The sequence below is a fragment of the Micromonospora sp. NPDC048871 genome (assembly GCF_043198155.1).
Classification (GTDB): Bacteria; Actinomycetota; Actinomycetes; order Mycobacteriales; family Micromonosporaceae; genus Micromonospora.
On sequence record NZ_JBICUM010000003.1, the window covers coordinates 99,105 to 122,050 of the forward strand.

Here is a 22,946-nt window from a genome sequence, read left to right on the forward strand (position 1 = left end):
AGATGGTGGAGGGACAGGACGTCGGGTCGACGCGGTGGACGATCCATGGTGAGCGGGTGGTGGATGGTAGCCGGCGGGCGCGGTTGAGCATCGCTGATGTCGAGTTGCCGGATGGGGCCCGCTTCGAGCAGTACGTGATTCGGGCGCCTCGGTCGGCGATGGTCGCGGTGCTTGACGGTCAGGGGCGGCTGTTGCTGATGCGGCGGCACCGGTTCGTGTTCGATCGATGGGTGTGGGAGCTGCCGGGCGGCTACGTCGATGAGGGTGAGGATGTGGCGGCGTGTGCGGTCCGGGAGGTTGAGGAGGAGACCGGGTGGCGTCCGGGTGTGGTGGAGCCGTTGTTGGCGTTTCAGCCGTGGGTGGCGACCGCGGACGCGGAGAACCTGCTGTTCCTTGCCAGGAACGCTGAGCACATCGGCGCTCCGGTGGATGTCAACGAGGCCGAGCAGGTCGCCTGGATTCCGTTGGATGAGGCAAGGCATCTCGTCTCCCAGGGCGAGATTGTGGGTGCCGGTACGGTGATCGCGGTGCTGGATCTGGTGGCGCGCAAGGCCCAGGGCGAGTTGTAGTCAGCGGCGTTGGCCGAGGGCGGCGTCGATACGGGTGATGAAGTGTCGTACGGCTGGTCGGCGGCGGTGTGGCATGAGGTCCGTTTGTAGGTCACGCACGTAGCGGACGGCGCGGGCGGACTTCAGTTGCGTGGTCAGGGTGAGAGCCTGGCCGCCGATGACGCTGGCGCGGTCGGGTTCGCCGTGGCGGGCTTGGGTGGTGGCCAGGAGTGCGAGGTTGAAGGCTTTGCCGCGTACGTAGCGCTCGTCCATCCGCAAAGAGCGGGCGGCGAAGCGTTCGGCTTGACGGTGTTGGCCGAGGGCGTTGAAGCAGTGGCCGAACTTGGCGGACAGGTATGCCTCGTCGAAGTAGCCGAGCCACTGCGGGTCGCCGCTGCGGTCGGCTCGGTCGAGGGCTTGTTCTGCCTGGTGTAGTGCGGTGGCGCAGGCGTGTTCGTCGCGGGCGGCAGCGTGGGCGTGGGCTTCCATGACCAGCGCTTCGGCGGTCAGCACGGTGATTCCGGCGCGCTGGGCGGTCTGCCGGGCGGCGCGGGCGAGGTCGACGGCGGTGGCGGTGTGGCCGAGGTAGGTGGCTTGGTGGCTCATCGCGGCGAGGATCTCGGCGCCCAGGCCGGCGTCGTCGGCGTTTCGGGCCAGGTCGAGGGCATGGGTGAGGTAGCGCTGGGCGAGGCCGTGTTCGGCCATGTCGTACGCCTGCCAGCCGGCGAGTTGCGTCAGCTCGGCGACGGCGGTGAGCAGCTTGCGGCCGGTTGCCGGATCGTATCGGCCTTCGGTCACCAGGGGCGTGACCTCGTGATGGAGGTAGCGCGTGACGTTGGTGCGGGCGTGGCCGCCGCCGTGCTGGTTGTCGAGTCGCCGGTAGGTGGCGGTCATCTCGCGGATGGTGTCGATGTCGGGCTGACCGACCGTTCGGCGACCGTCCTGCGCGACGGGCTGCGTGCTGGTTGCGGTGAACCAGCGCAGGGCGGGCAGGGTGTACGCGGCGGAGCTGAATACGGTTTGGCGGAGCAGTTCTCGACGGTTCACGTCGCCTTCCCATAACTGCGCGGCAGCGCGGACGTCCTCGTGCCAGGAGCGGTTTGCCGGAAGATCACTGTGCCGGGTGTTCCGGTGGTCGGCCATGTCCGCGCGATATGACCGCTGGCGAGGCGCGAGGCCGAGCGTCATCCGTGCCTCGTCAGGCATGGCGCAGCCGTCGGCGATGCGCTCCAGCACGTCGATGGAGGTCACCTTCCGGCCGGCGATGATCCGACTGACGTAGCCCTGCTCCAGACCGACGGCGGCCCCGATGCGGGTCTGACTCGCGCCGGTGTGCCGAGTAAACAGCCGGAACAGGGAACCGATGTCGCGGGCAGCAAGAGCCGCGCGTAGATCCTGGTGCGACCAGAGGTCTTCGGGAATCCGTAGATGATCGAGCGGCACAACGGCTCCAAGCGTCGTCGGACGACTACTCATGGTGCTCGATCTGGAGCCTAGAGATGTTGTCCGGGCAGGTCGAGGCCGCCCATGTCACCGTGACATGACCAGCCGACATGGCCGCCACGCCTAGTCCGACGGAATCGTCTCGGACATGTTCTTCGATGCCGACAAGGCACTGGGGCTGGCGTGGGCGGGCAATCGCCACAACTCAGAGGCTCCTGTCTGGTCCGCCTTTCCGGCAATGGGCGAGGAGGCGGGATCATCGTGACGCTCCGACCGCACCTGTACGTGCTGATCCGGTGGCTACTGCGGCAGCCCGAGTCACCACCACCGCCGGGGACCGGACGGCGATACCAAGACGCCGAGCAGGCGGCGGCCCGGCGACGGCTGCTCGACCAGGCGGCACACCTGCGCTCCCACGGCAACCATGGGCCGACGTGGGACACGCCGACCGATCGGTACCACGAGCCTGGGCGGGGGGAACTCCGGTGAGCCGAACCGTGGCCGATTCAGCCGGCCGACCAACTCCCAGAGGCCAGCGCGTCTCGTACGACGAGTACCTCTCCGCCACCGCGTTGACGTTCGCGCGGCGACACCGGCCGGTCTGGTCCTGGCAGAAGTGGCGGCGGATCTGCCGCTGCGGTGCCGACCTGCCCTGCCACGCCCGGCACCGCATCCCCATCAACCGTGGCCACTGGCCAGGAGAGGAGGCGCAGTGAAAGACGACCAAGAGCACACGATCCTCGCCGTACACATCCGAGGGCTCGACGGCATGTGCGCCGGCTGCCGCGCCTGGTGGTCACGGCTGGCCCCGTACCCCTGCTGGCAGGTGGACTGGGCGACCAGCCGGCAGGCCCGCGCGAGCGTCGCCCGGTTCCTGGGCGGTGTGCGGTGACCACCCACGGCCCGGTGCTACCGATCTGGACCTGCGGCGGCTGCGACCTGCCCTGGCCGTGCCCGACCCGGCGGCGAGAGCTACGCGCGGAGTACGCCGACGCGCCGGTGTCGCTGGCTCTCTACCTCGGCGTCTCTCTCGTCCAGGCCGCCGAGGACATGCCCTGGGCACCGGCCGGCGCGCTGCACCGACGGTTCATCGGCTGGGCCAGACAGCCGCCAGCAGTACAGCAGCGCAGCACAGCAGCCGTGCCAGCCCAACCAGGCCGATAAGCGCGCCAGCAGCCCGGATGACCTCGCACCACACCCCAGGCAATCCCAGAGTTCAGGGTTGCCTGCGGACGGAATCAGCCGGCGCTGAGAGGGCCGTCCGGTCACACCTTGAGGACGTCCACCTCGTACAGCGGTATCGACGCGTCGCGAGTGGCGAGCGTCAGGCCCTCGCTGATCGCCTGTGCCACGAGCATGCGATCGATGGGGTCGCGGTGGTGGGGTGGCAGGCGGCCGGCTGCGATGGCGTGGGCATGGGTCACTGGAAGTTCACGAAAACCCATGCCCCTTACTCGCTCAGCGAGGTCAGAGGGACCTCCAAGCTTCCCGGCGCTCTGCTTGATAGTGATCTCCCAGAGGCTGACCGGGGAGAGAAAGATGTCTGGCTCGTGGCGTAGCTGATCGAGGAGTTCGGCACCAAGGGTCGCGTCGCCGGTGATGGCCCAGAGTGCGACGTGGGTATCGAGCAGCAGAGTCATGCGCCGATGCCGAAGTCGGCGGCGATCTCGGCGTTGGTCCGGGGCGAGTCCCAGTCGCCCGAGAGGTCCAGTTGCCCGGCGAGGGAGCCGATTGCCGTGCGGTTGGCCCGTCGGACAAGCGGCACCACCTTCGCCACCGGAGTTCCCGCCCGGTCGATGATGATCTCTTCGCCCCGTTCCACCCGTTCGATGATGCGCGACAGGTGAGTCTTGGCATCGTGCATGTTGTAGTGCACAGCTTCAGCCGACATCATGCGATCCCCTCGTTTAGCTAACAGCTTAGCCAACCCGACCGGGTCCGTCACCGAGCGCCACCAGAAAACCAGGCAAACCCATCAGGGGTCGCGGCTGGCCCCGTACCCGTGCTGGCAGGTGGACTGGGCGACCAGCCGGCAGGCCCGCGCGAGCGTCGCCCGGTTCCTGGGCGGTGTGCGATGACCACCCACGGCCCCGTCATGCCGATCTGGAGCTGCGGCGGCTGCGACCTGCCCTGGCCGCGTCCGACCCGGCGGCAAGAGCTACGCGCGGAGTACGCCGAACCCGGCCGAGAAACGCGCCAGCAGCCCGGATGACCTCGAACCACACCGCAGAAGGCCAGGCTGCCGGCAAATCCACAGGTTCAGGGTTCGAGTCCCCGGCGGCCACCTTGTTGATCTTTCATGCGAACCAGTTGATCGCGGCCCGTCGTGACGCTTGGCTCGACTTCTCGACGGGACTGTGGCTGGCCACGGCGGCGCGGTGCTGGACGGGCCGGGATGCTGTCCTGCGGCCAGTTGCATGACGACGGCACGCAGACTACGGCAGGGCCGTGCCCCTCGGCGGAAGGAGTGGTCCGGTCCTTATTCGTAGTGGTAGCGGCACTGCGCGATCTGCACTGTGTCGTCCATGATCCGGTATACGAGGCGGTGTTCCTGGTCGATTCGCCTCGACCAGAACCCCGCCCAGTTTCCGCGGAGCTGCTCCGGTTTGCCGATGCCTTGGTGGCCGTTGCGTCGGATGTCCTCGATCAAGGCGTTCACTCGTCTGAGCATCTGGCGATCTCGTTGCCAGGTCAGATAGTCTTCCCAGCCTCGGCCGGCGAACTGGACCTTCACGCTGCCGACGCCTCGCCTGAACTGGCGTCGGGGTCGATCAGGTCGTGCATCTCCCCACCCCCGTTGCGCAGCTCTTCGACGGCTTCATTCAGACGGCGCGCGTTGGCGGGGCTGGCCATCAGGTAGGCCGTCTCCTTCAACGACTCATACTCACGCAGCGAGATGATGACCGCGGCCTCCCTGCCTGAGCGGGTGACCACCACTTCCTCGGCGTCGTCCACGACATGGTCGAGCATCTTGGCCAGGTTCTGCCGGACTTCTGAGTAGGGAACGGTGCGCATGCTGCTGCCTCCCAAACGTTACGTACAATAAATTGTACAACTTGCCAGGCTGCTTGTCAGATGGTTCAACGTCTGACCCTGGAACTGTCGATCAGCCTCAGGAGCGGCGCGGGCGTAGCGGCAACGGCTCACCGGCGATCGCGGCGGTGTGGTTCGCATGGTGGCACCTCCGGCCCACCACCCACGCCGATGAGCTGCGTTGACTCCGGGCGAAATTATTTTCGGCACAACCAGGGCACGACTCAACTCCGGCCTTGGTCGATGGGAGCTTCCGCCGCTGTCTGCTGCAGGGATGTCGCCGACCAATCCGCGTGGGCGGTCCCTCCTCGGCAGCCAGCGAGGCGGGACGGCGGCTGGCCTCCAGGGCGGTCGATCGGCTCCAGCCACGGCTCCGCCAAAAGATGATCAACATACCGAGAGGTCCTCACCAGCTTGGCACAAAGTACGGCCGGCGGTATGTGGTGGACAGTGGCTGGCGAGCGTGGTTGAGCAATCGCTGACATGGAGTTTGTCGCTGGGAAGGCGCTGAGCGGCGCGACGGACCGGTCAGGAGTCAGGGCTTGTTCGGCAGGAGGCGCCGACCGAGCGCCTGGATTCGATTCGCAAGGTCGGCGGGCTGAAGCTCCGACTTGATGCGGTAGAGGTAGGCGTGTGCAGGTAGCCCGCCGAGTTCCCCTCTGCGGGCGTGCCTGCGGTCCTGCCATACCTGCCACACGCTCAACGCCGCTGCCCCCGCGATGAGCAGCGACTGCTCCTTGAGTGCGATGGCGGCGGCGACCGCAGCGAGGCCGACGGGTACCTCCGTCTTTATGTTGATGAGAGCCAGCGTCGTGTCGATGCGCGCGTCTTTGAGTCGTCGTTCCAGGTCGGCAAGGTGTGGCTGGATCAGCTTTTCGTGTTGCACGTGCAGGTGATCGCGCAGGGCATCCGGGTCGCAAATGCCGTCCACGTCGATGCTGGCGACCATAGCCTTGATCCGCTGCTGGAAGGCATCACGCTCGGCCGCGTACCGCTCGCGGAATTTGATCAGTTGATGTGCCGACACACCCTCCATATCGGCTGGGACCACCATGCGCAGGCTCAGCCCTGCCATGAACTGTTCCGCCTCGTACGTGGAGCGTGGACGCGGCTCCGCCGTGTCGCCAAGCAGTGCCTCGGCGAGGCGTTCCATCCCGAAGTCTCCGAGACCGACATGGCTGAGGGCGTCATCGGTGATTGGCTGTGCCCCTCGTCGGCTGGCGACCGCTCGGGCGAGGGCAGTCATGTACAGGCTGGCCAACTTCGGGTGCATGCCGACCCATCGGGGATCCCGCGACCCACCCGGTTCGGCGAGTGAGAGCTGCTCCAGCTGGTCCAGCAGTTGCGGGTTGATCTTCGGGCCGAAGACGTAGGCGAGTTTGGGGTTTCCGAAATGAGCGGCATGCGATTGGACTGTTGTCGGCTCGTCGGGCCAGCCTTCGGAGAGGTGCAATCCGTACCGACGGCGGAGTTGATCACCATGGCTGGCCAGCAACTCCCGGAAGACCCACGCTGATTCTTCCTGCTCCCTGACGGGATGGAAGTCTCGGATGTAGCCGGCGTCCTTGAACTCCCTGACGGTGTCGCTATCGCGCAGGCTGTATCGACTGGGCACAATGCGGCCCATTCGGTCCCAGTAGAGCGATGTGAGCTTCAACCAGGCTTCATCACGGAAATGGATGAACGGGTAATACAGCCCTATGCGTGCACCCACTTGCCCTCCCCGTGAAACCGAATTGTTCCGATGAGCTGGTAGCGCGGAAGCCGACTGCGGCGCGGTCAGCCCGTGGTACGAGCAGCGTAGACGCGGCGAACCAGTTGGCGTGTCAGCGGCGTACGGTGACCTTTGCGCTGGTGGCCTTGCCGTTGGCGTGGCCGGCCTTGCGGGCGATCACCGTGACGGTGAGCTTCTTGCCGCGCATCTTCGAGGTCAGCTTCAGCGTCTTGCCGGTCGCTCCCTTGATCAGCTTCCCGTTGAGCCGCCACTCGTACTTGTAGGAGTCCGCCTTCGGTGACCAGGTGCCGACCAGGGCCTTGACCTTCCGGCCGACCTTGGGCGTACCGCTGATCTTGGGTTTCTTGGTCGCCTTGGGGGCCTTGCCCGTGGCGACCGCGACGGTGACCTTGGAGGTGGCCTTGCCGTTCGGGTGACCGGGCCGGATCGCGGTCACGGTGACCGTCAGCTTCTTGCCGCGCAGCCCGGCCGGGATGGTGAGGGAGGCGCTGGTGGCACCCTTGATCGCGGTGCCGTTCGCCGCCCACTGGTACTTGTACGAGGTGGCGCTGGGGGTCCAGGTCCCGGTGCTGGCCTTCACCACCCGGCCGACGGCCACCGTGCCGGTGATCGTCGGCAGCTTCGTGGCCTTCGGGGCGGGGGGCGCGACGATCTGGAATCTGCTGGCCCACGTCACCGAGCGGCCGAGTTCGTCGTGTGGGGTGAGCCGCACCGTCGCCGGCCCGGTCGCCACGCCGGTCAGGTCGGCGTACACCTGCACCATCGAGCCCCCGCCGGTCAGGTGGTGGACCTGCGCGGGTACCGGCTTGCCGTCGGAGGGGATGACCTCGATGAGGTCCTGCCTGTGCATGCCGTATCCGGTCAGCTCCAGCAGGTGCACCGCGCCGGTGGTCACCGAACCCGGTTCCACGTGGTCGATGCCGACCATGCGGCGTTTGAGCTGGAAGCGGTGTTCGGTGACGTCGGAGGTGGCGCCGGTGGCCGTCACACTCCAGAGGAGCACCTCGTGGGCGCCGTCCGTCGGCGGCGTCCAGGACACGGTCGCCGTTCCGTCCGGACCGGCGGGGACGGCGATCGACGGGGCGCCGTTGATCCGGTACCGGAACTCCGTCGTGCCGGGCATTCCGGCGGTGAAGGTGAAGGTGCCGGGCCATACCCGGCCGACGCCGTTCGAGGGGAAGTCGGTCGAGGTGACCACCGGACGGTTGGAGACCGACCAGAGGATGATGGCGCTGTTCGTCTGCACCCCGGCGGCGTCCCGGGCGAAGACGTTGATGTAGTGGGTGCCCCTGACGGTGGGCATGAGTTGGAAGGTGGCGCTGCTGTCGGCCGCCGGCGTCAGGATCTGCCGGCTGTTCTCGTCGGAGTTGACGGTGACCACGTACTCGACGGGGTTCGCCATCCGGGTACGGGCGATGAAGGTGGTCGGTGTCACCCAGCCCACGCCGGGGATGCGCGACACGGTAGGCGCGGCGCCGTCGACGGAATAGGAGACGTACCGGCTGGCGGAAATCGTGCCGTCGGCGCTGACACTGTGTACCAGGAGGTTGTCGATCTGGTGGTGGACGGCTGTCCAGGTGAGGTCCGCGGTCCCGTCCGGGCGCGCGTCCACCGTGCCGGTGCTGTACGTCGCGTGCACCCGGTTGCGCAGGCTGTAGGTGTAGGAGACGACATCCGGCCGTCCCGGCCGCAGGCGTACCGTCCGCGACTCGCCGACCACCACCTTCGCGCCGTCCTCGCCGCGATCAACCAGCCGTGGGCCGTCGTCGACCTTGAAGGTGTAGGCCGTCTCGCTCGGTTGCGGACCCTCGGGGATCACGTCCCGGACGTAGAGCGTCTGAAGGCCCGCCTGAGTCGGGGTGATCGACGCGTACCCCAGGCGATCGACGGCCGGGACGGTGCCGGAGGGGCCGTCGTCGCCGAGCCGCCAGGCGAAGGCCACCGTGTCGGTGCGATACGTCAGGAAGCGGAAGGTGCCCGCCACCCCGATGGTGTAGTCGAGTTTGGGCGGGTTGGGATACATCGGATACTCGTCCGACGTCACCGTCGGTGGGCGTACGGTCTGCTCGGATTGCAGGGTGGTCCCGGCTGCCGAGGCCGGGGTGACCACCGCTACGGCGCCGCCGGAGCCGCCGAGTGCCGTGACCGTCAGCAGTGCCACGATCCGTCGAGCTGAGCGCGAGCCGATGCGCATCCGTCCCCCAGGTACCGTCCGGGCGATGATCACCCGGGGCAGATGATATTGACAGACGCCAGCGGGTCCGGACAAGGCGGATCCCCCTTGTCGGCCCACTGTGGTCACTGGGCGACGGTGGGGAATGAGTCGGTGAGCGCTGCGATGGCGCGGTGGAGGCGGTCGGCGGCCGGCGGACCGGTGCCGTCGGTCAGCGCCAGGTGGTGCAGCACTGCGGTCACGACCAGGGCGAGTGCTTCCGGCTCGGCGCCAGCGGGCACCCGGCCCAATCGCTGTTCGGCGGCGAGGTATCCGGCGATGGCCCGTTCGACCGGTTGCAGACCGGCGCTGCCCGGGCCCAGCACCGCTTCGACCTCGGCGGTGATGCCGGGTCGGTACGCCAGCAGCCGGGCCATCGCCACCAGCGTGGTCGCCGGGAGGGCCTGGCCTACCTCGCTGAGGTTCTCGGTGACCGTCGCGGTCCCGGCGCGGGCCGGGAGCCCGGCCACCGCACCGGCTAGTTGGAAGCTGCGGTCGACCGCGTAGCCGACGAGGAAGTCGTCGAAGTTCGTGAAGTGGGTGAACAGCAGCCCGGTGGCGACCCCGGCCGCCCGGGTCACGGCCCGACTGGTGAGTCGGCTGGGTCCCTCCTCCACGATGACCCGCTCCACGGCGGCGAAGAGGTGCTGCCGAGGCTCGGGGGTGGCGACTCCGCGCGGCATACCTGCGATCTTAGGCCGCTCCGGGCACCCACGACGGCAGGAATGAGCGTACGCTCATTCCTGGGTCTCGGAAGGGGGACGGATGAGGCGAGCGGTGATCGTCGGGGCGGGCATCGCCGGTCTGGCCGCGGCAACACGGCTGGGCCGCGACGGCTGGCGGACGACCGTGGTGGAGCGGGCCCCGGGCCGGCGCAGCAGCGGCTACCTGGTGAACCTGCTCGGGTCGGGGTACGACGCCGCGCAGCGGCTCGACCTGCTTCCCGCACTCTCCGACCGCGCGCTGAGCTCCTTCTCCACCGTGCTGGTCCGCGCGGACGGTCGGCCGAAGTTCACCGTGCCGGCGGCCCTGGCCGAGGCCACCCTGGGCCCGCGCGCCATGACGGTGTTCCGGGGCGACCTGGAGGCCGCGCTGTACGACACGGCCCGCGAGCACACCGAGTTCCGCTTCGGCACCACCGCCACCGGGATCGACCAGGATGCCGACCAGGTACGGGTCGAGCTCAGCGACGGCAGCACCGAGGAGGTCGACCTGCTCGTCGGCGCCGACGGGGTGCACTCCGCCACCCGTGCGTCCGTGTTCGGCGCGCAGCACCGGGTAGACCTGCCGTACGTGGTGGCGGCGGTCCCGCTCGCCGAGCCGGTGGCGGAGGTGCCCGGGTCGTCCGCGACGACCTTCATCGGGCCCGGCCGGACGGCAGCGGTCATCAACCTGGGGCCCGGCCGATCCTCGGCGTTCTTCACCTACCGCTGCCAGGATCCGGGGCGGGAGGTGGCGCGGGGTGCCCTCGACGCCCTGGGGGCGGCCTTCGCCGACCTCAGCGGGGGCGTACCCGAGGCGCTCCGACAGGTGGCCGACGATCCCGCCAGCGCCTACTTCGACCAGGTCAGCCAGGTGGTCATGCCACGGTGGAGCGACGGCCGGGTGGTGTTGCTCGGAGATGCCGCCTGGTGCGTCACCCTTTTCGCCGGGCATGGCGCCGCCCTGGCCCTGGCCGGTGCGGACCGGCTCGGCGCCGCCCTGAGCCGGACCGGCCAGGACATTCCCGCCGCCCTCGCCGGATGGGAGGCGTCGCTACGACCGGAAGTCGTCAAGCGGCAGGCACTCGCCCGTCGCGGCATGCACCAGTACGCCCCACCGAGCCGCGCCCAGGTGTGGCTGAACGAGGTAGCGATGCGCGCGATCACCCTGCCCGGCGTACGTGGTGTGCTGCGGCGCGCGGTCGAACGGCAGAACCGCTGACCCGTCCGGTTGCCGACCGCAGGCAGGATGGCAGCGTGGGTTGGCGGGAGCGGCGGAAGCCGCGCAGGCTGCGCAGCCGATGGCTGCCCGGCTACTGGCTGCGCCACCCGCTGACCGGGATCGTGCTGCTGGTCGCGATGGTGGTGGTGATCGTGTCGCTTGAGGGGCGGTCGATCCACCGGACCCACCGGCTGGACACCCATGGTGTGCAGGCCGAGGCGACCGTACGCGAGGTGCATGCGCTGGGCAGGAACTCGTACGTGCTGGTCGCCTTCACCACCGCCGAGGGCCGCCAGGTCGTCGCGGAGGTCACCGACTACAGGTGGGTTCCGGGACCCAAGGTCGGTGACATCGCCACCGTGCGGTACGACCCCGCCGATCCACGACGCAACGTCCGCGACGTTCGGATCGATGACGGCTACCTGGAGCCCGTGGTCATCATCGCCGTGACGGTGATGTTCGGGGTCGTCGGCGGCGTGCTGCTCTGGTGGACCCGGTCGATGTGGCGGCAGAACGCCGAGGATTGGCGTTCCGGACGCCACTTCGCCTGACGAAGCCGGGTAGGGGTGGTCATCTTCGGCGGCTCTGGCCCCGGCCAGCTCCGGTAGGGGTGCCGTGTCGTTGATCCGGTTGTGCCCGTTGCCCGCCGGTGACCACGGTGGGAGCGTCGACCAACCGGGAGGTACGCCGTGACCAGCGAACGCGAGACCGTCGAGGTCGACCCCGAACTGTTCCAGGCCGTCTACGACTCACCCGCCTCGCTGCCGGGCCGACACCGCTGGACCACCCCGGAGACGGACGTACGGCGGATCGAGAAGCTGCTGAACATGCCGCCGCGCACCATCGGCGCTCCGCTGTGGGTCAGCGGCGACGAGCCGGACTGCCCTAAGTGCGCTCGCCGGATCAGCTGGTACGACATCGTCTCCTCGGCGCTCAAGGGCGTGCACGACCCGATGATGATCGCCACGGTGATCCTCGGCGAGCGCCGCTACGTCAACACCGGCCTCCCCGATGCCATCGCGGGCGTACGCTGCGCCGACTGCCGCACCCCGATCGAGGGCCTGCGCAGCTTCAAGTGCCACAACTGGGCGTACGCCTTCGAGGCGCTGACCGCCGTACGGGAGCGGATGGCGGGCGGCTCAGCCCTCGGCGAGTAGCGACAGCACGTGCCGCAGCCCGGGACGACCGTCGATCGACACCTCACCGGTCGGGGTGAACCCGGTACGCCGGAGCACCGCCAGCGAGGCGGAATTGTCCAGGGTGGTCACGGCGGTCAGCCGGCGCAGCCCGTACGCCTGACGGGCTAGAGCGGCCACCCGGCGTACGCCGTCGGTGGCCACCCCGCGCCCGGCGGCGCGCTGCGCCACCCGGTAGCCCAACTCGGCCTCGCCCGCGGCCACGTCGACCAGGTTGAACCGGCCCAGCACCTCCCCCTGGTCGACCAGTACGTGGAAGTGGCAGCGCCCGGTGGCCTGCTCGGCCAGCAGGGCGGCGTGCCGGTCGGCGAACGTGGCGAAGTAGTCGTCGCCCCGGTCCGGCACCGAGGCGGCGAACCACGCGCGGTTGTCGCGTTCGAAGGCCAGCAGCGGTTCTGCGTGCTCGGCGCTGAGCCGTTCCAGTTCGGGCATCCGCGCACCTTACGCGGCCCGCCGCCCGCAAGCCGAGTTGTTAACAGGGGGCCCTTGCTCTACCGGAGGCGTTAATAAGGTGCCCTTCCTTACCGCCCCTTGGGGCGGCGGCCGTCCGGGGAATGCGGTTCGGGCCCGAAGTCGGGCACCGACGGCATCGGCCGCGTCGCCGGTTCTCCGGCGCTGACCCGTAGCCGCTCGCCGTGGTGCCACAGCTCGACGGTGGTTCCGGTGGGAGCGTCGGGCAGTTCGTAGCGGGCCTCATCGGCGGTGAGGGTGACCAGTAGCCGATGCCCGTGCCAGCACAGGCTGAACGCCAGCCGCTCGATCCGGTCCGGCAGCCGGGGGTCGAAGGAGAGCAGTTCCCGGTCGTCGCGCATCCCACCGAAGCCCTGCACCAGGGCCAGCCAGGCGCCGCCCAGGGAGGCCAGGTGCAGGCCGTCGCCGGTCTTGTCGCCGAGATCCTCCAGGTCCTGCAACACCGACTCGGTGAACAGGTCGTACGCCAGGTCCAGGTGGCCCAGTTCGGCGGCGAGGACCCCCTGTGGGCTGGCCGACAGGGAGGAGTCCCGGACCGTCCGGGGCTGGTAGTAGGCGAAGTTGGCGGCCTTCTCCTCGGCGCTGAACTCGCCCGGGAAGCGTTGCATCGCCAACACCAGGTCGGCCTGCTTGACCACCTGGTGCCGGTACAGCTCCAGGTAGGGGAAGTGCAGCAGCAGGGGGTAGTCCTTTTCGCTGGTGCCGGCGAAGTCCCACTCGGGCTGCTCGGTGAAGCCGGCGGACTGCTGATGCACCCCCCGTTTGGCGTCGTACGGCAGGGTCATGGCGTCGGCCGCGGCCTGCCAGGCGGTCACCTCCGCCGGGTCGACCCCCAACCGACCCGCCGCCTCGGGGTGGCGTCGCACCGCCTCGGCGGCGCCGCGCAGGTTCCGCCGGGCCATCAGGTTGGTGAACAGGTTGTCGTCGACCAGGGCCGAGTACTCGTCCGGGCCGGTGACCCCGGTGATGTGGAAGCGGCCGTCGTCGGTGTAGTGCCCGTATCCGGCCCACAGCCGGGCGGTGGCCACCAGCAGGTCCAGTCCGGGCCCGGCCAGGAACTCCTCGTCGCCGGTGGCGGTGACGTAACGCAGCACCGCGTCCGCGATGTCGGCGTTGACGTGCAGCCCGGCCGTGCCGGCGGGCCAGTACCCGGAGCACTCCTGTCCCCCGATGGTGCGCCACGGGAAGGTGGCCCCGGTCAGCCGCAGCTCCGCCGCCCGCTCCACCGCCTGCGGCAGGTGCGCGTGCCGCCAGCGCAACGCCGATCGGGCCACCTCGGGCGCCACATAGGTGAGCACCGGCAGGACGTAGCCTTCGGTGTCCCAGAGCACATGGCCGTCGTACCCGTTGCCGGTCAGCCCCTTGGCGGGGATGGTCCGGTCCCCGTCTGGGCGGCCCGCCTGGATCAGGTGGAACATCGCGAACCGGATCGCCTGTTGCAGCTTGTCGTCACCGACGAGAAGCACATCGGCGGTACGCCAGGCGGCGTCCAGGGCGGCCCGTTGTTCCTCGCGCAGGGCGGCGAAGCCGTCCGTCCGGGCGGCCAGCGCCTCGGTCATCACCTGGTCGGCCAGGTCGCCGGGCGAGGTGCCGTCGACCGGCTCCCACTCGTACGCCGCGAAGGTGGTCAGGGTGACCCGCTCACCGGGGGACAGGGTCCCGGTGAGGCTCAGCCGGATCCGGTCCTCGGTGGCGTCCAGGCTGTCCGAGAAGTGATCGGGTGTCGTCGGCTGGTGTGCCACCGCGACGGCCACCCGCTGGCCGCTGTGCTCGGTGCGGTGCACCAGCACCCCGGCGGTGCCGTCGACCTGGTGCAGCTCACCGGCCAGCGGATCGTCGATGACGGCGGCGGCGCGCGGGTCGTCGGCGCGGTCCGGGATGGGCTCGTTGGCCACCAGGTCGGCGCAGATCCTCAGCTCGACCGGCTCGTCCAGGGCTTCCACCGTCCACTCGACCGCCCCCACCCGGCGACGTCGCAGGGACACCAGTCGGGTGCTGCGTATCCGGACCGGATGCCCGCCGGGGGAGGTCCATTCGGTACGGCGGTGCAGCACCCCGGCGCGCAGGTCGAGCACCTGCTCGTGGTCGTGCAGGGTCCCGGTCCGGACGTCCAGGGGGTCGCCGTCGACCCAGAGCCGGATGAGGCTGGCGTTCGGTGCGCTGATCACCGTGTCGGACAGTTGCGGGAAGGCGTAGCCGTCCTCGGGGTAGTTCAGCTTGCGCCGCTCGTGGAAGCCGTTGAGGTAGCTGCCGGGCATGTCGCAGGGGCGGCCCTCGTCGAGGGTGCCGCGCCAGCCCAGCCAGCCGTTGCTCAACGCGAACACCGACTCGGTCTCACCGAGCCGATCCAGGTCCTCGTGGGTACGCCGGATCCGCCAGCACTCGTCCGGCTCCGACGAGCGATCGGGGGTGCGCTGCACTACGCCTCCTGACGGGGGTTCGAAAGGGTGGCAGACCCAATTCCCCGTCGCCCCGCTCACCACACCAGCAGCAGCGCCCCCAGGGTGCCGAGCACCAGGTACGGCCCGAAGGGCAGGTGCGACGACCAGCGGGCCCGACCGGTGACCAGCAGCCCGAGGGCCACCAGGCCGGACATGGTCACCGCTAGCAGCAACCCCAGCACCGGCATGGCCCAGCCGTACCAGCCGAGCAGGGCGCCCGCCCCCAGGGCCAGTTTGGCGTCCCCGATACCGAAGCCCCGGGCCCCGAACAGCAGGGTGGTCAGGGCGAAGAAGCCGGCCAGACCGAGGGCCGAGGCGCTGGCCCTCAGCCATGGGGTCGGCCCGGTGTCGATCAGCGCGGTCAGGCCGAGCAGCAGCCAGGTGCCGGCGGCGGCGGGCAGGGTCAGCCGGTCGGGCAGCCGGTGTACCGCCAGGTCGATGAAGATCAGCGGCACCGCGAAGCCCAGCCACCAGGCCGCGGCGATCAGTTCCCCTGCGGGCGGACCGGCCAGCAGCAGCAGGACGACGGCGACCAGGGTGACCAGTTCCACCGTGCCCGGTGGGGCCCCGATGCGGGCGCGGCAGGTGCCGCAGCGGGCGGTCGGGCCCAGTGCCGGCCAGGGCCGGTCCAGGCGGATCGGGGTGCCGCAGGCCGCGCAGCCGCTGCGGCGTTCGGTTCCCGGGGGTACGGCGTGCCGGGCGACGGCGTACCGCAGCAGCGGGATGAGGGTCAGTCCGGCCGCCAGCCGGGACCACCGGCCAGCGGAGGTGGCAGGTCGGCGGGCCGGGCTGTCGGAGGGCGCCGGCTCGGTGGCGGAGGGCCGGGTCACGCCGACCACCCCACCGAAGTGAACACGGTACGTAGTCTGACCGCTCGGATGCCGTGGTCAACCGGAGGTTGCGAAACGGAACCCTCAAGGTCGACCGCGACTGGGCCGACCAACCCTCCCGGCGTTGGTGGAATTCCCACGGTGCGCAATTGACGGTCGATTATGCGCGCCTGATCGGGGGACGGATCGGTCCACAAGCCACTTCCCACCCCACCCCGGCGGGCCTCGGCCTCCTGTCCACGGGACTGGATTCCCGCCGGGCGCCGCCCGGGCCCCAGCCCCGTCAACACCTCCCCGACCGGCCTCGGCAACCCTGCGGTAACCATCGAGCACCACCACCGTCCATGACCCAGAGTAGTCACATGAATTGCCTCTGTTGCATCGGCCGGCGTCAGCTTATGCTCGCCCCTTGGATGTGACGCAACCCACGTCCGGTGGCCATAACCACCCAGGACAGTGCATTTGCGGAAGATCCACAAGGGCAAATGCGACTGCGTATCGGACCGGCCCGGAGAGGAACATCCGGTCGCGCCGCCGCACGCCCAAAGAGTCGGCGACGGCGGTCGCCGGGTCGGTACCGAGGAGGCACGGTGCGAGCACGGCAGTTGAGTCGCTGGACGGCCGGCCTGGTCGCGGTGGCCACGGTCGGCGCGACCACCGCCTGCGCCAGCCCACCGGAGGCCACCGGCGGACCCTTACCGGACCGCAGCCGGACCACCGGCGACGAACGGGCCGCCGAGGAGAAGGCCGCCGAGAAGGCGGCCCTGAAGGCGTACGCCGGTTATCTGACCGCCTCCCGCGCGGCCAGCCGCAACAGTGACCCGCAACATCCGGAACTCACCCGGTTCCTGGCCGACCCCCTGCTGACCCGGGTCCGGCTGAGCCTCGTGCAGGCTCGCGCCAACGGTGCGGTCAGCGCGGGAACCCTGCGCTCCGATCCCGAGGTCATCTCGATCGACCTGGACGGCAAACCACCGGCCGTGGAGATACAGGACTGTGTCGACGCCACCGGCTACCGGCTGGTCTACGTCGCCGACAAGAAGAAGGTCGTGCCGGGCACCCGGGGCACCCGTCACCTGGCCACCGCCACGGCCACCCGCTATCCGGACGGTCGCTGGCTGATCAGCAGCGGCTCCGCCCACCCGGACCAGCCGTGCTGACCCGGGCGGCACACCACCGGGCGCCCCGCCGGGCGCTGCGCCGGGTGCTGCTCGGCGCCACTCTGACCCTGTTGCTGGTCACCGGCCCGCAGGTGCCGGCCGGTGCGGCCGACCCGGGCGCCGAATGCCCACCGGCCCAACCCAACTGCAACGTCTGGGACGACGACCCGGGCACCCCCGGTGGCGGGGGCAACGGTGGCGACGACGGCGGGAACAACGGTGGTGGAAGTGGCGGCGGCGGAGTCTGCCAGTGGCGGGGGCAGACCGTCCCCTGCTACCACGAGGACGCGGGCTGGTTCAACAGCTCAGACGGCTGCTACTACCAGCTCTCCGAGCCTCAGCAGGAGGCACCCGAGGGGTGGCAGTGGTACACGGTCACCTGCGACGCCATCTCGCTGGGCAGCGTACGCACCGAGCTGAGGGAGGAGCCGCCGCCGGGCTTCGGTGCTCCGCCGGACCCGGAGGAGCTGGCCCGCCGGGCCTTCGCCTCGATCACCCTGCTGGCCCCCCGAGCGGCCGTCGCCCCCCGCAAGGACATCGGCCCCGGGCTGGTCGGGCTGCCGGTCTGGATGTGGGCCAGCCGAGGTCCCACCTACTTCGGCCCGCAAGGCGCCTCCGCCTCCGATCGAGGTCTGACGGTCACCATCGAGGCCGAGGTCGACCGGATCGTCTGGGACATGGGCAACGGCGACAAGGTGACCTGCGACGGCCCCGGCACCGCGTACGACCGGCGGGGTCGACACGCCGGGCAGCGCTCCCCCGACTGCGGCTACCACAACGGCTACACCAAGGCCGGCACCTACCGGGTTCAGGCCACGACGCACTGGAGCGTCACCTGGCGCAGCAGCAGCGGCACGACCGGGAGCATCGGTGGGGTCACGCGCACCACCGGCCCGGTGGAAATCCAGATCAACGAGCTTCAGGTGGTGACCCGATGAGCGTGGCGACCCGCAACGGACCCTCTCCAGTGGACGCACCGGTCGCCCCACCCAAGGTGGTCCGGCAACGCCGGGTCCGCCCCGGGCTGCTCGGGCTGGCCGTACTGCTGATCGCCCTGGGTGGGCTGGGTTCGGCCTTCGCGGTCACCTCGGTCCGGGCGACCGGCAGCTACCTGGCGATCGCCCGGTCGGTGGAGGTCGGCAGCGTGCTCAGCGCCAGTGACCTGGTCTCCGTGCAGGTGGCCGGTGGGCAGGGGCTCGACCCGGTGCCGGCCGGTCGACTGGCCGAGGTGGTAGGCATGCGGGCCGCCGTCTCGCTGGCCCCCGGCACCTTGCTGACCATGGCGCAGCTCACCGACAAGCCCCTGCTAGGCCCGGGTCAGCAGCAGATCGCCCTGGGGTTGCGTACCGCCCAGGTGCCGGCCCCCAAGCTTCGCCCCGGCGACCAGATTCTGCTGGTCAGCACCCCCCGCGACGACAACAGCAGCAACTCGTCCTCCGGCACCACCCGGTTCACCGCCACCGTCACCGACGCGGTCAGCACGGACGGCCGCGACGAGGTGGTGGTCTACCTGGCCCTGGCCGTCCGGGACGTACCGGCGGTGGTGGCGTTGGCCGCGCAGGACCGTCTCGCGGTCGTACTCACCAAGGCGGCCTGATGGCGCTCATCGCGTTGGTTTCGGCCAAGGGCTCGCCCGGGGTGACCACCACGGCGCTGGCCTGCGCGCTGAGCTGGCACCGCCGGGTGGTCCTGGCCGAGTGCGACCCGGCCGGCGGCTCGATCCTCGCCGGTTATCTCGGCGGCGCGCTGGAGGGCCCACGCGGCCTGGGTGAACTGGCCGTCGGGGAACTGCGCGACGGCAACCTGGACACGGCCTTCTGGTCGCAGCTTGTCGATCTGGACGCGCCGCGTCGGGAACGTCTGCTGTTGCCCGGCGTGGTGGACCCGGCCCAGGCCGGCAGTGTCATCCCGCTGTGGCAGCGGTTCGCGGACTTCTTCACCGGGCTGGAACACGGCGACCCCCCGTACGACGTGATCGTCGACTGTGGTCGGCTGCAGGTGGTCGGCCCGCCCTGGCCCCTGCTGCGGGCCGCCTCGGTGGTGCTGGTGGTCACCCGGGCGCAGCTACCCGACCTGTCCGGCACCCGGGCCATGCTCAAGACCCTGGAACGGGACTTCGCCGAGCATCGGGTGGAGCCCGGCACCCTGCGGCTGCTGCTGATCGGCGACGGCCACGGCAAGGGCGAGATCAGCAAGGCCCTCCAGCTACCGGTGATCGCCCGGCTGCCGCACGATCCGCGTACCGCCGGGGTGTTGAGCCTGGGCGGCACGGTGCGCGCCGGGCGGCCGTTGCTGCGGGCCGCCCGCGAGCTGGAGGTGCCGGTCGGGGCCCTGCTGGAACGGCGCCGAGCCCGCCTGGCCTGGCCGGTCTCGCAGGGGGTGCCGGATGCGCTTTGAGCCGGTCTCCTCGGATCCTCGTCGGCAGCCACCCGGAGCCACCTCGATCGCCCCGCCGTTGCCCCCGGCCAACGGTAGACACCACACCGCCCCGCCGGTGCCGGTGTCGGCGGTGCCGGCGACGGCCGAACCCGCACCCCGGGCCCGGGTGGACTTCCAGGTGGTCCGGGAGCTGCGCCGTCAGCTCAGCGAGGAGCTGACCCGGTGGCAGCGGGGCCGGGAGTTCAGTGTCGACGAGGAGGACACCGAGCGGGCCCGGCTGGCGGTGCTGCTGGTGGCCGAGTACGCCGACTCGGTGCGCCGGGCCGGCACCCCGATGGCCGCCGGGGAGGAACGGCTGCTGCTCGACCAGGTCACCGCCGAACTGGCCGGTCTCGGTCGACTTCAGACCCTGCTGGTCGACGACACCATCGAGGAGGTGCACATCCTCGGCTGCGACCAGGTGCGGATCACCCGGCACGGGGGTGGGGTGGACTGGGTCGAGCCGATCGCGGACAGCGACGACGAGTTGGTGGAGATCCTCCAGGCGGCGGCCCGCCGGGCCGGGGCCACCGAACGGTCCCTGTCCACCTCGAAGCCGACCCTGGACCTGCAACTGCCCGACGGCAGCCGACTGGCGGCGGTGTTCCTGGTCAGCCACCGCCCGTACGCGGTGATCCGCAAGCACAACACCCTCGAGGTGACCCTGGACGACCTGGCCGGCAGCCGAGCCGACCTGGACGAGATGATCGACCCCCTGGTGCGGGACTTCCTCCGCGCCTCGATGCGGGCCGGACTGAACATCATGGTCGCCGGGCTGGCCGGGGCCGGTAAGACCACGGTCATCCGGGCCCTGATGAGCGAGATCCCACCCGACGAGCCGTACGTGCTGCTGGAGGAGAGCCGGGAGTTGCTGCCGGCCCGCCGGACCGGACGGCACCGGGCGGTGATGAGCTTCGAGGCCCGCGAGGGGCACGGTGAACGCGGGCCGGACGGTCGACCGGCCGGTGAGATCAGCATCGCCGACCTGATCCCGGTGTCACTGCGGATGGGGGTACTGCGGATCATCGTCGGTGAGGTGCGGTCCCGGGAGATCGTGCCGATGCTCCAGGCGATGACCACCAGCCGGGGGTCGATGTGCACGATCCACGCCCGTACCCCGGGTGGGGTCAGCGAACGGATCATCGAGTTGGCCCTGGCCCACGGCCGGGAGATGACGGTCGACCAGGCCCGCCGGATGGCCGGCAACGCGCTCGACCTGATCGTCTACGTCACCGTAGAGGACGAGACCGGCATCGGCGGGCGCAAGCACCGGTTCGTCTCCCACATCGAGGAGGTGATCGGGGTCGGTGACGGCAACCGGATCACCACCACGAAGGTGTTCGCGCCCGGCCCGGACGGTCGGGCGGTGCCCCGACACCTGCCCGAACGGGTGCGGGACCAGTTGCTGCGGGTGGGCTACGACGCCCGGCTGTTGAGTCGCTGGATCGAGGCCGGGCAGGGTGCCTGGCGCCGCCCCAAGCAGACCCGACTAGGTCGGCGGTGAGCGGTGCTCGACAACATCGAACTCCTCGCCGTGGTCTCCGGGGCGGCCTGCGTGGCCGGGCTGGTGTTGACCGTCGTGGCCCTGGTCGGCACCCGCCGCCCGCCCGGCCCCGCACCGGGCGCGGGCCCGGGGATCAGCCGGTTGTGGCGCGGCTCCGGCACCACCCTCCGCGAGCAGCAGGCCCATCAGGCCCTGCTGCTCGGCGCGGTGGTCGCGGGCGCCCTGGCCTTCCTGTTGACCGGGCTGCCGGTGGTCGGTCTGCTGGTAGCGGTCGCGGTGCCGGGCACCCCCTGGCTGTTCTCGGTCGGCCGGGCCGAACAGCGGGCCATCGCCCGGATCGAGGCGGTCGGTGAGTGGACCCGCCGACTCAAGGACGTCTCCGCCACCGGGCAGGGACTCCAGCAGGCGATCATCGGCACGGTCGGCACCGCGCCGGAGGAGATCCAGGAGGAGGTACGGCTGCTCGCCGCCCGGCTCCAGGCCGGTTGGCTGGCCCGCTCCGCCCTGCTGGCCTTCGCCGACGAGATCGGCGACCCGGTCTGCGACCAGGTGGTGGCGGCCCTGATCCTGCACCTGACCGACCGGGGGGAACGGCTCGGCGACGTGCTCGGTTCCATTGCCTCGGCGGCGGCGGCCGAGGTGACCACCCGCCGGGAGATCGAGGCCAAGCGCACCCAGCCCCGGTTCGCGGTCCGGTTCCTCACCGGGATGACCCTGGCCACCATCGCGTACGGGCTGTTCAACGCCGAGTACGTGCAGCCGTACGGCACCTTCTTCGGGCAGTTGGTGATGGCGGTGCTGGGTGCCGCCTTCGTCGGCCTGCTGGCCTGGGTGCGCTCGATGAGCCAGCCGCCCCGACCGGCCCGCTTCCTGCCCACCCCCGATCCCCACGAGGTGGTGGCGTGAACCTGCATCTCACCATCGCCGTGGTCGCCGGAGCGGCGGTCGGGCTGGGGGTCTTCCTGGTGGTACGCGAACTGGTGCCGGCCACCCCCGCACTGGGCCCGGCATTGCGCCGGCTGCACCCGCCGCCCGGAGCCGCCCGACCCACCCCGGTCGACCGTCGACTGGACTGGCTAACCGGCCTGGCCCGCTGGCTGCGCCCCCCGCACCGACAGCTGGCCCTGCTGGACCGCACCCCGGAGCAGTACGCCCTCTCCATGGTGTTGTCGGCCCTGATCGGGCTCGCCGCACCGGCCCTGCTCAGCTTCACCCTGTTCGCCGTCGGCATCTCGCTGCCGGTGGCCGTACCGGTGCTGGGCAGCCTGGGCCTGGCGGCCCTCTGTGCCCTGGTGGCGCATCGGGCGGTGCTGACCCGGGCCGAGGCCGCCCGGGAGGAGTTCCGCCAGGCAGTCTGCACCTACCTGGACCTGGTGGCGTTGCAGTTGGCTGCCGCGCACGGCCCGGTGCAGTCGCTGGAACGGGCCGCGGCGATCTGCGAGGGCTGGGTCTTCGACCGGATCTCCGAGGCGCTGCGGATCGCCCAGATGCAGATGCACTCCCCCTGGGACGAGTTGCGTGACCTCGCCGACCGGATCGGCATCCCGGAGTTGGGCGACGTCGGGGCGATCATGCGCTCCTCCGGCAGCGAGGGTGCCCAGGTGCACGAGACCCTGCGCAGCCGGGCCGACTCACTGCGCGACCAGATCCGTACCGACAACCTGGCTCGGGCCGAGGGGGTGACCAGTCGGCTCGACATCCCCGGGGCCCTGCTGGTCTTCGTCCTGCTCGGCTTCGCCATCTATCCGTTCCTTGCCCGCCTCTGAATCCGACCCCCAAGCGAAGGAGCAGCCCATGTCCGCCCTCACCACACTGCCGGGCGCGCTGAACGCGCGACTGACCCAGCTGCACGTGGCGCTTCAGACCCGCCTGACGGAAATGCGCGGGGACCGTGGCGACAGCCCGGTGCCCACCGCCGTGATCATCTTCGGCCTGGTGGCCGTGGCGATGGCGGTGACCGCCGCCGCCCTCGGCGCGGCGAACGACTGGATGGACAACATCCCCACCCACCAGAACCCGACGACGCGCTGAC

General features: G+C 70.4%; 26 protein-coding genes. 15 read left to right on the forward strand and 11 right to left on the reverse strand.

Annotated elements, in window-relative coordinates; all coding sequences use genetic code 11:
- Positions 1-2: 2 nt before the first annotated feature.
- Positions 3-569, forward strand: a complete 567-nt coding sequence (locus ACGFIK_RS09340) for an NUDIX hydrolase (protein ID WP_327023303.1) — start codon at positions 3-5, stop codon at positions 567-569.
- Here ACGFIK_RS09340 and ACGFIK_RS09345 read toward each other — a convergent pair whose 3' ends face one another.
- Complete coding sequence (locus ACGFIK_RS09345; RefSeq protein ID WP_327023304.1) at positions 570-1,991, reverse strand: helix-turn-helix domain-containing protein; 1,422 nt, start codon at positions 1,989-1,991, stop codon at positions 570-572.
- Between the two features lie 261 nt (positions 1,992-2,252).
- Here ACGFIK_RS09345 and ACGFIK_RS09350 point away from each other — a divergent pair, with 261 nt between their 5' ends.
- Genes ACGFIK_RS09350 through ACGFIK_RS09360 form a run of 3 tightly spaced genes read left to right on the forward strand, consistent with a single transcriptional unit; the run spans position 2,253 to position 3,155 of the window.
- Positions 2,253-2,480 (forward strand): hypothetical protein, encoded by a 228-nt coding sequence (locus ACGFIK_RS09350; RefSeq protein ID WP_327023305.1) that lies wholly within the window; start codon positions 2,253-2,255, stop codon positions 2,478-2,480.
- Positions 2,416-2,883 carry a hypothetical protein gene (locus tag ACGFIK_RS09355; RefSeq protein WP_393338670.1) on the forward strand — a complete coding sequence of 156 codons (468 nt, stop codon included), beginning with the start codon at positions 2,416-2,418 and terminating at the stop codon, positions 2,881-2,883. The genes ACGFIK_RS09350 and ACGFIK_RS09355 overlap by 65 nt, the downstream gene beginning before the upstream one ends.
- Complete coding sequence (locus ACGFIK_RS09360; RefSeq protein WP_327023306.1) at positions 2,880-3,155, forward strand: hypothetical protein; 276 nt, start codon at positions 2,880-2,882, stop codon at positions 3,153-3,155. Before ACGFIK_RS09355 ends, ACGFIK_RS09360 begins: the two co-directional genes overlap by 4 nt.
- A gap of 101 nt (positions 3,156-3,256) precedes the next feature.
- On the opposite strand, the gene ACGFIK_RS09365 is transcribed toward ACGFIK_RS09360, so the two are convergent.
- The 7 genes from ACGFIK_RS09365 to ACGFIK_RS09395 all read right to left on the reverse strand — a co-directional run bounded on the left by ACGFIK_RS09365 (position 3,257) and on the right by ACGFIK_RS09395 (position 9,654).
- Positions 3,257-3,631, reverse strand: coding sequence for a type II toxin-antitoxin system VapC family toxin (locus ACGFIK_RS09365; protein WP_327023307.1), 375 nt, complete (start codon positions 3,629-3,631; stop codon positions 3,257-3,259).
- Positions 3,628-3,882 (reverse strand): type II toxin-antitoxin system prevent-host-death family antitoxin, encoded by a 255-nt coding sequence (locus ACGFIK_RS09370; protein ID WP_327023308.1) that lies wholly within the window; start codon positions 3,880-3,882, stop codon positions 3,628-3,630. Before ACGFIK_RS09370 ends, ACGFIK_RS09365 begins: the two co-directional genes overlap by 4 nt.
- A gap of 588 nt (positions 3,883-4,470) precedes the next feature.
- Positions 4,471-4,725 (reverse strand): Txe/YoeB family addiction module toxin, encoded by a 255-nt coding sequence (locus ACGFIK_RS09375; RefSeq protein ID WP_018829754.1) that lies wholly within the window; start codon positions 4,723-4,725, stop codon positions 4,471-4,473.
- Complete coding sequence (locus ACGFIK_RS09380; RefSeq protein ID WP_018787151.1) at positions 4,722-5,006, reverse strand: type II toxin-antitoxin system Phd/YefM family antitoxin; 285 nt, start codon at positions 5,004-5,006, stop codon at positions 4,722-4,724. Before ACGFIK_RS09380 ends, ACGFIK_RS09375 begins: the two co-directional genes overlap by 4 nt.
- Before the next feature lie 553 nt (positions 5,007-5,559).
- Positions 5,560-6,738 carry a DUF6236 family protein gene (locus ACGFIK_RS09385; protein ID WP_327023310.1) on the reverse strand — a complete coding sequence of 393 codons (1,179 nt, stop codon included), beginning with the start codon at positions 6,736-6,738 and terminating at the stop codon, positions 5,560-5,562.
- A gap of 112 nt (positions 6,739-6,850) precedes the next feature.
- On the reverse strand, positions 6,851-8,953 hold the full coding sequence (locus tag ACGFIK_RS09390) for a hypothetical protein (protein WP_327023311.1): 2,103 nt from the start codon (positions 8,951-8,953) through the stop codon (positions 6,851-6,853).
- Positions 8,954-9,057: 104 nt separating this feature from the next.
- Positions 9,058-9,654 carry a TetR/AcrR family transcriptional regulator gene (locus ACGFIK_RS09395; RefSeq protein ID WP_327023312.1) on the reverse strand — a complete coding sequence of 199 codons (597 nt, stop codon included), beginning with the start codon at positions 9,652-9,654 and terminating at the stop codon, positions 9,058-9,060.
- Positions 9,655-9,736: 82 nt separating this feature from the next.
- Between ACGFIK_RS09395 and ACGFIK_RS09400 the strand changes: the two genes are divergently transcribed.
- The 3 genes from ACGFIK_RS09400 to ACGFIK_RS09410 all read left to right on the forward strand — a co-directional run bounded on the left by ACGFIK_RS09400 (position 9,737) and on the right by ACGFIK_RS09410 (position 12,051).
- Positions 9,737-10,894, forward strand: coding sequence for an FAD-dependent oxidoreductase (locus ACGFIK_RS09400; RefSeq protein ID WP_327023313.1), 1,158 nt, complete (start codon positions 9,737-9,739; stop codon positions 10,892-10,894).
- Positions 10,895-10,929: 35 nt separating this feature from the next.
- Positions 10,930-11,445 (forward strand): DUF3592 domain-containing protein, encoded by a 516-nt coding sequence (locus ACGFIK_RS09405; RefSeq protein WP_327023314.1) that lies wholly within the window; start codon positions 10,930-10,932, stop codon positions 11,443-11,445.
- Positions 11,446-11,583: 138 nt separating this feature from the next.
- A complete protein-coding gene (locus ACGFIK_RS09410; RefSeq protein WP_327023315.1) occupies positions 11,584-12,051 on the forward strand; it encodes a hypothetical protein in 468 nt (155 codons plus the stop codon).
- Here ACGFIK_RS09410 and ACGFIK_RS09415 read toward each other — a convergent pair.
- The 3 genes from ACGFIK_RS09415 to ACGFIK_RS09425 all read right to left on the reverse strand — a co-directional run bounded on the left by ACGFIK_RS09415 (position 12,034) and on the right by ACGFIK_RS09425 (position 15,748).
- The gene (locus ACGFIK_RS09415; RefSeq protein ID WP_327023316.1) at positions 12,034-12,522 is read right to left on the reverse strand and encodes a GNAT family N-acetyltransferase; all 489 of its coding nucleotides are present in this window, start codon (positions 12,520-12,522) and stop codon (positions 12,034-12,036) included. The genes ACGFIK_RS09410 and ACGFIK_RS09415 overlap by 18 nt on opposite strands.
- 89 nt (positions 12,523-12,611) lie before the next feature.
- On the reverse strand, positions 12,612-14,981 hold the full coding sequence (locus ACGFIK_RS09420) for a glycoside hydrolase family 65 protein (RefSeq protein WP_393338677.1): 2,370 nt from the start codon (positions 14,979-14,981) through the stop codon (positions 12,612-12,614).
- A 56-nt stretch (positions 14,982-15,037) separates the two neighbouring features.
- Complete coding sequence (locus ACGFIK_RS09425) at positions 15,038-15,748, reverse strand: A24 family peptidase (RefSeq protein WP_357529686.1); 711 nt, start codon at positions 15,746-15,748, stop codon at positions 15,038-15,040.
- A 674-nt stretch (positions 15,749-16,422) separates the two neighbouring features.
- Here ACGFIK_RS09425 and ACGFIK_RS09430 point away from each other — a divergent pair.
- From ACGFIK_RS09430 to ACGFIK_RS09465, 8 genes are read left to right on the forward strand one after another with little or no spacing between them, the layout of a single operon-like run.
- The gene (locus ACGFIK_RS09430; protein WP_327023318.1) at positions 16,423-16,992 is read left to right on the forward strand and encodes a hypothetical protein; all 570 of its coding nucleotides are present in this window, start codon (positions 16,423-16,425) and stop codon (positions 16,990-16,992) included.
- Complete coding sequence (locus ACGFIK_RS09435; RefSeq protein WP_393338680.1) at positions 16,986-17,930, forward strand: hypothetical protein; 945 nt, start codon at positions 16,986-16,988, stop codon at positions 17,928-17,930. Before ACGFIK_RS09430 ends, ACGFIK_RS09435 begins: the two co-directional genes overlap by 7 nt.
- A complete protein-coding gene (locus ACGFIK_RS09440) occupies positions 17,927-18,589 on the forward strand; it encodes an SAF domain-containing protein (RefSeq protein WP_327023319.1) in 663 nt (220 codons plus the stop codon). The genes ACGFIK_RS09435 and ACGFIK_RS09440 overlap by 4 nt, the downstream gene beginning before the upstream one ends.
- On the forward strand, positions 18,589-19,389 hold the full coding sequence (locus tag ACGFIK_RS09445; protein WP_327023320.1) for a ParA family protein: 801 nt from the start codon (positions 18,589-18,591) through the stop codon (positions 19,387-19,389). Before ACGFIK_RS09440 ends, ACGFIK_RS09445 begins: the two co-directional genes overlap by 1 nt.
- Positions 19,379-20,914, forward strand: coding sequence for an ATPase, T2SS/T4P/T4SS family (locus ACGFIK_RS09450; RefSeq protein WP_327023321.1), 1,536 nt, complete (start codon positions 19,379-19,381; stop codon positions 20,912-20,914). The genes ACGFIK_RS09445 and ACGFIK_RS09450 overlap by 11 nt, the downstream gene beginning before the upstream one ends.
- A 3-nt stretch (positions 20,915-20,917) precedes the next feature.
- Complete coding sequence (locus ACGFIK_RS09455) at positions 20,918-21,820, forward strand: type II secretion system F family protein (RefSeq protein ID WP_327023322.1); 903 nt, start codon at positions 20,918-20,920, stop codon at positions 21,818-21,820.
- Positions 21,817-22,680, forward strand: a complete 864-nt coding sequence (locus ACGFIK_RS09460; RefSeq protein WP_327023323.1) for a type II secretion system F family protein — start codon at positions 21,817-21,819, stop codon at positions 22,678-22,680. The genes ACGFIK_RS09455 and ACGFIK_RS09460 overlap by 4 nt, the downstream gene beginning before the upstream one ends.
- Positions 22,681-22,708: 28 nt before the next feature.
- On the forward strand, positions 22,709-22,945 hold the full coding sequence (locus ACGFIK_RS09465; protein ID WP_327023324.1) for a hypothetical protein: 237 nt from the start codon (positions 22,709-22,711) through the stop codon (positions 22,943-22,945).
- Position 22,946 lies beyond the last annotated feature (1 nt).

What these genes read in the sequence shown, in the direction of transcription:
- ACGFIK_RS09340 (WP_327023303.1), top strand. Translation starts at nt 3, where the DNA reads ATGGTGGAGGGACAGGACGTCGGGTCGACGCGGTGGACGATCCATGGT.
- ACGFIK_RS09465 (WP_327023324.1), top strand. Translation starts at nt 22,709, where the DNA reads ATGTCCGCCCTCACCACACTGCCGGGCGCGCTGAACGCGCGACTGACC.
- ACGFIK_RS09450 (WP_327023321.1), top strand. Translation starts at nt 19,379, where the DNA reads ATGCGCTTTGAGCCGGTCTCCTCGGATCCTCGTCGGCAGCCACCCGGA.
- ACGFIK_RS09395 (WP_327023312.1), bottom strand. Translation starts at nt 9,654, where the DNA reads ATGCCGCGCGGAGTCGCCACCCCCGAGCCTCGGCAGCACCTCTTCGCC.
- ACGFIK_RS09390 (WP_327023311.1), bottom strand. Translation starts at nt 8,953, where the DNA reads ATGCGCATCGGCTCGCGCTCAGCTCGACGGATCGTGGCACTGCTGACG.
- ACGFIK_RS09380 (WP_018787151.1), bottom strand. Translation starts at nt 5,006, where the DNA reads ATGCGCACCGTTCCCTACTCAGAAGTCCGGCAGAACCTGGCCAAGATG.
- ACGFIK_RS09400 (WP_327023313.1), top strand. Translation starts at nt 9,737, where the DNA reads ATGAGGCGAGCGGTGATCGTCGGGGCGGGCATCGCCGGTCTGGCCGCG.
- ACGFIK_RS09445 (WP_327023320.1), top strand. Translation starts at nt 18,589, where the DNA reads ATGGCGCTCATCGCGTTGGTTTCGGCCAAGGGCTCGCCCGGGGTGACC.
- ACGFIK_RS09365 (WP_327023307.1), bottom strand. Translation starts at nt 3,631, where the DNA reads ATGACTCTGCTGCTCGATACCCACGTCGCACTCTGGGCCATCACCGGC.
- ACGFIK_RS09440 (WP_327023319.1), top strand. Translation starts at nt 17,927, where the DNA reads ATGAGCGTGGCGACCCGCAACGGACCCTCTCCAGTGGACGCACCGGTC.
- ACGFIK_RS09415 (WP_327023316.1), bottom strand. Translation starts at nt 12,522, where the DNA reads ATGCCCGAACTGGAACGGCTCAGCGCCGAGCACGCAGAACCGCTGCTG.
- ACGFIK_RS09355 (WP_393338670.1), top strand. Translation starts at nt 2,416, where the DNA reads ATGGGCCGACGTGGGACACGCCGACCGATCGGTACCACGAGCCTGGGC.
- ACGFIK_RS09370 (WP_327023308.1), bottom strand. Translation starts at nt 3,882, where the DNA reads ATGTCGGCTGAAGCTGTGCACTACAACATGCACGATGCCAAGACTCAC.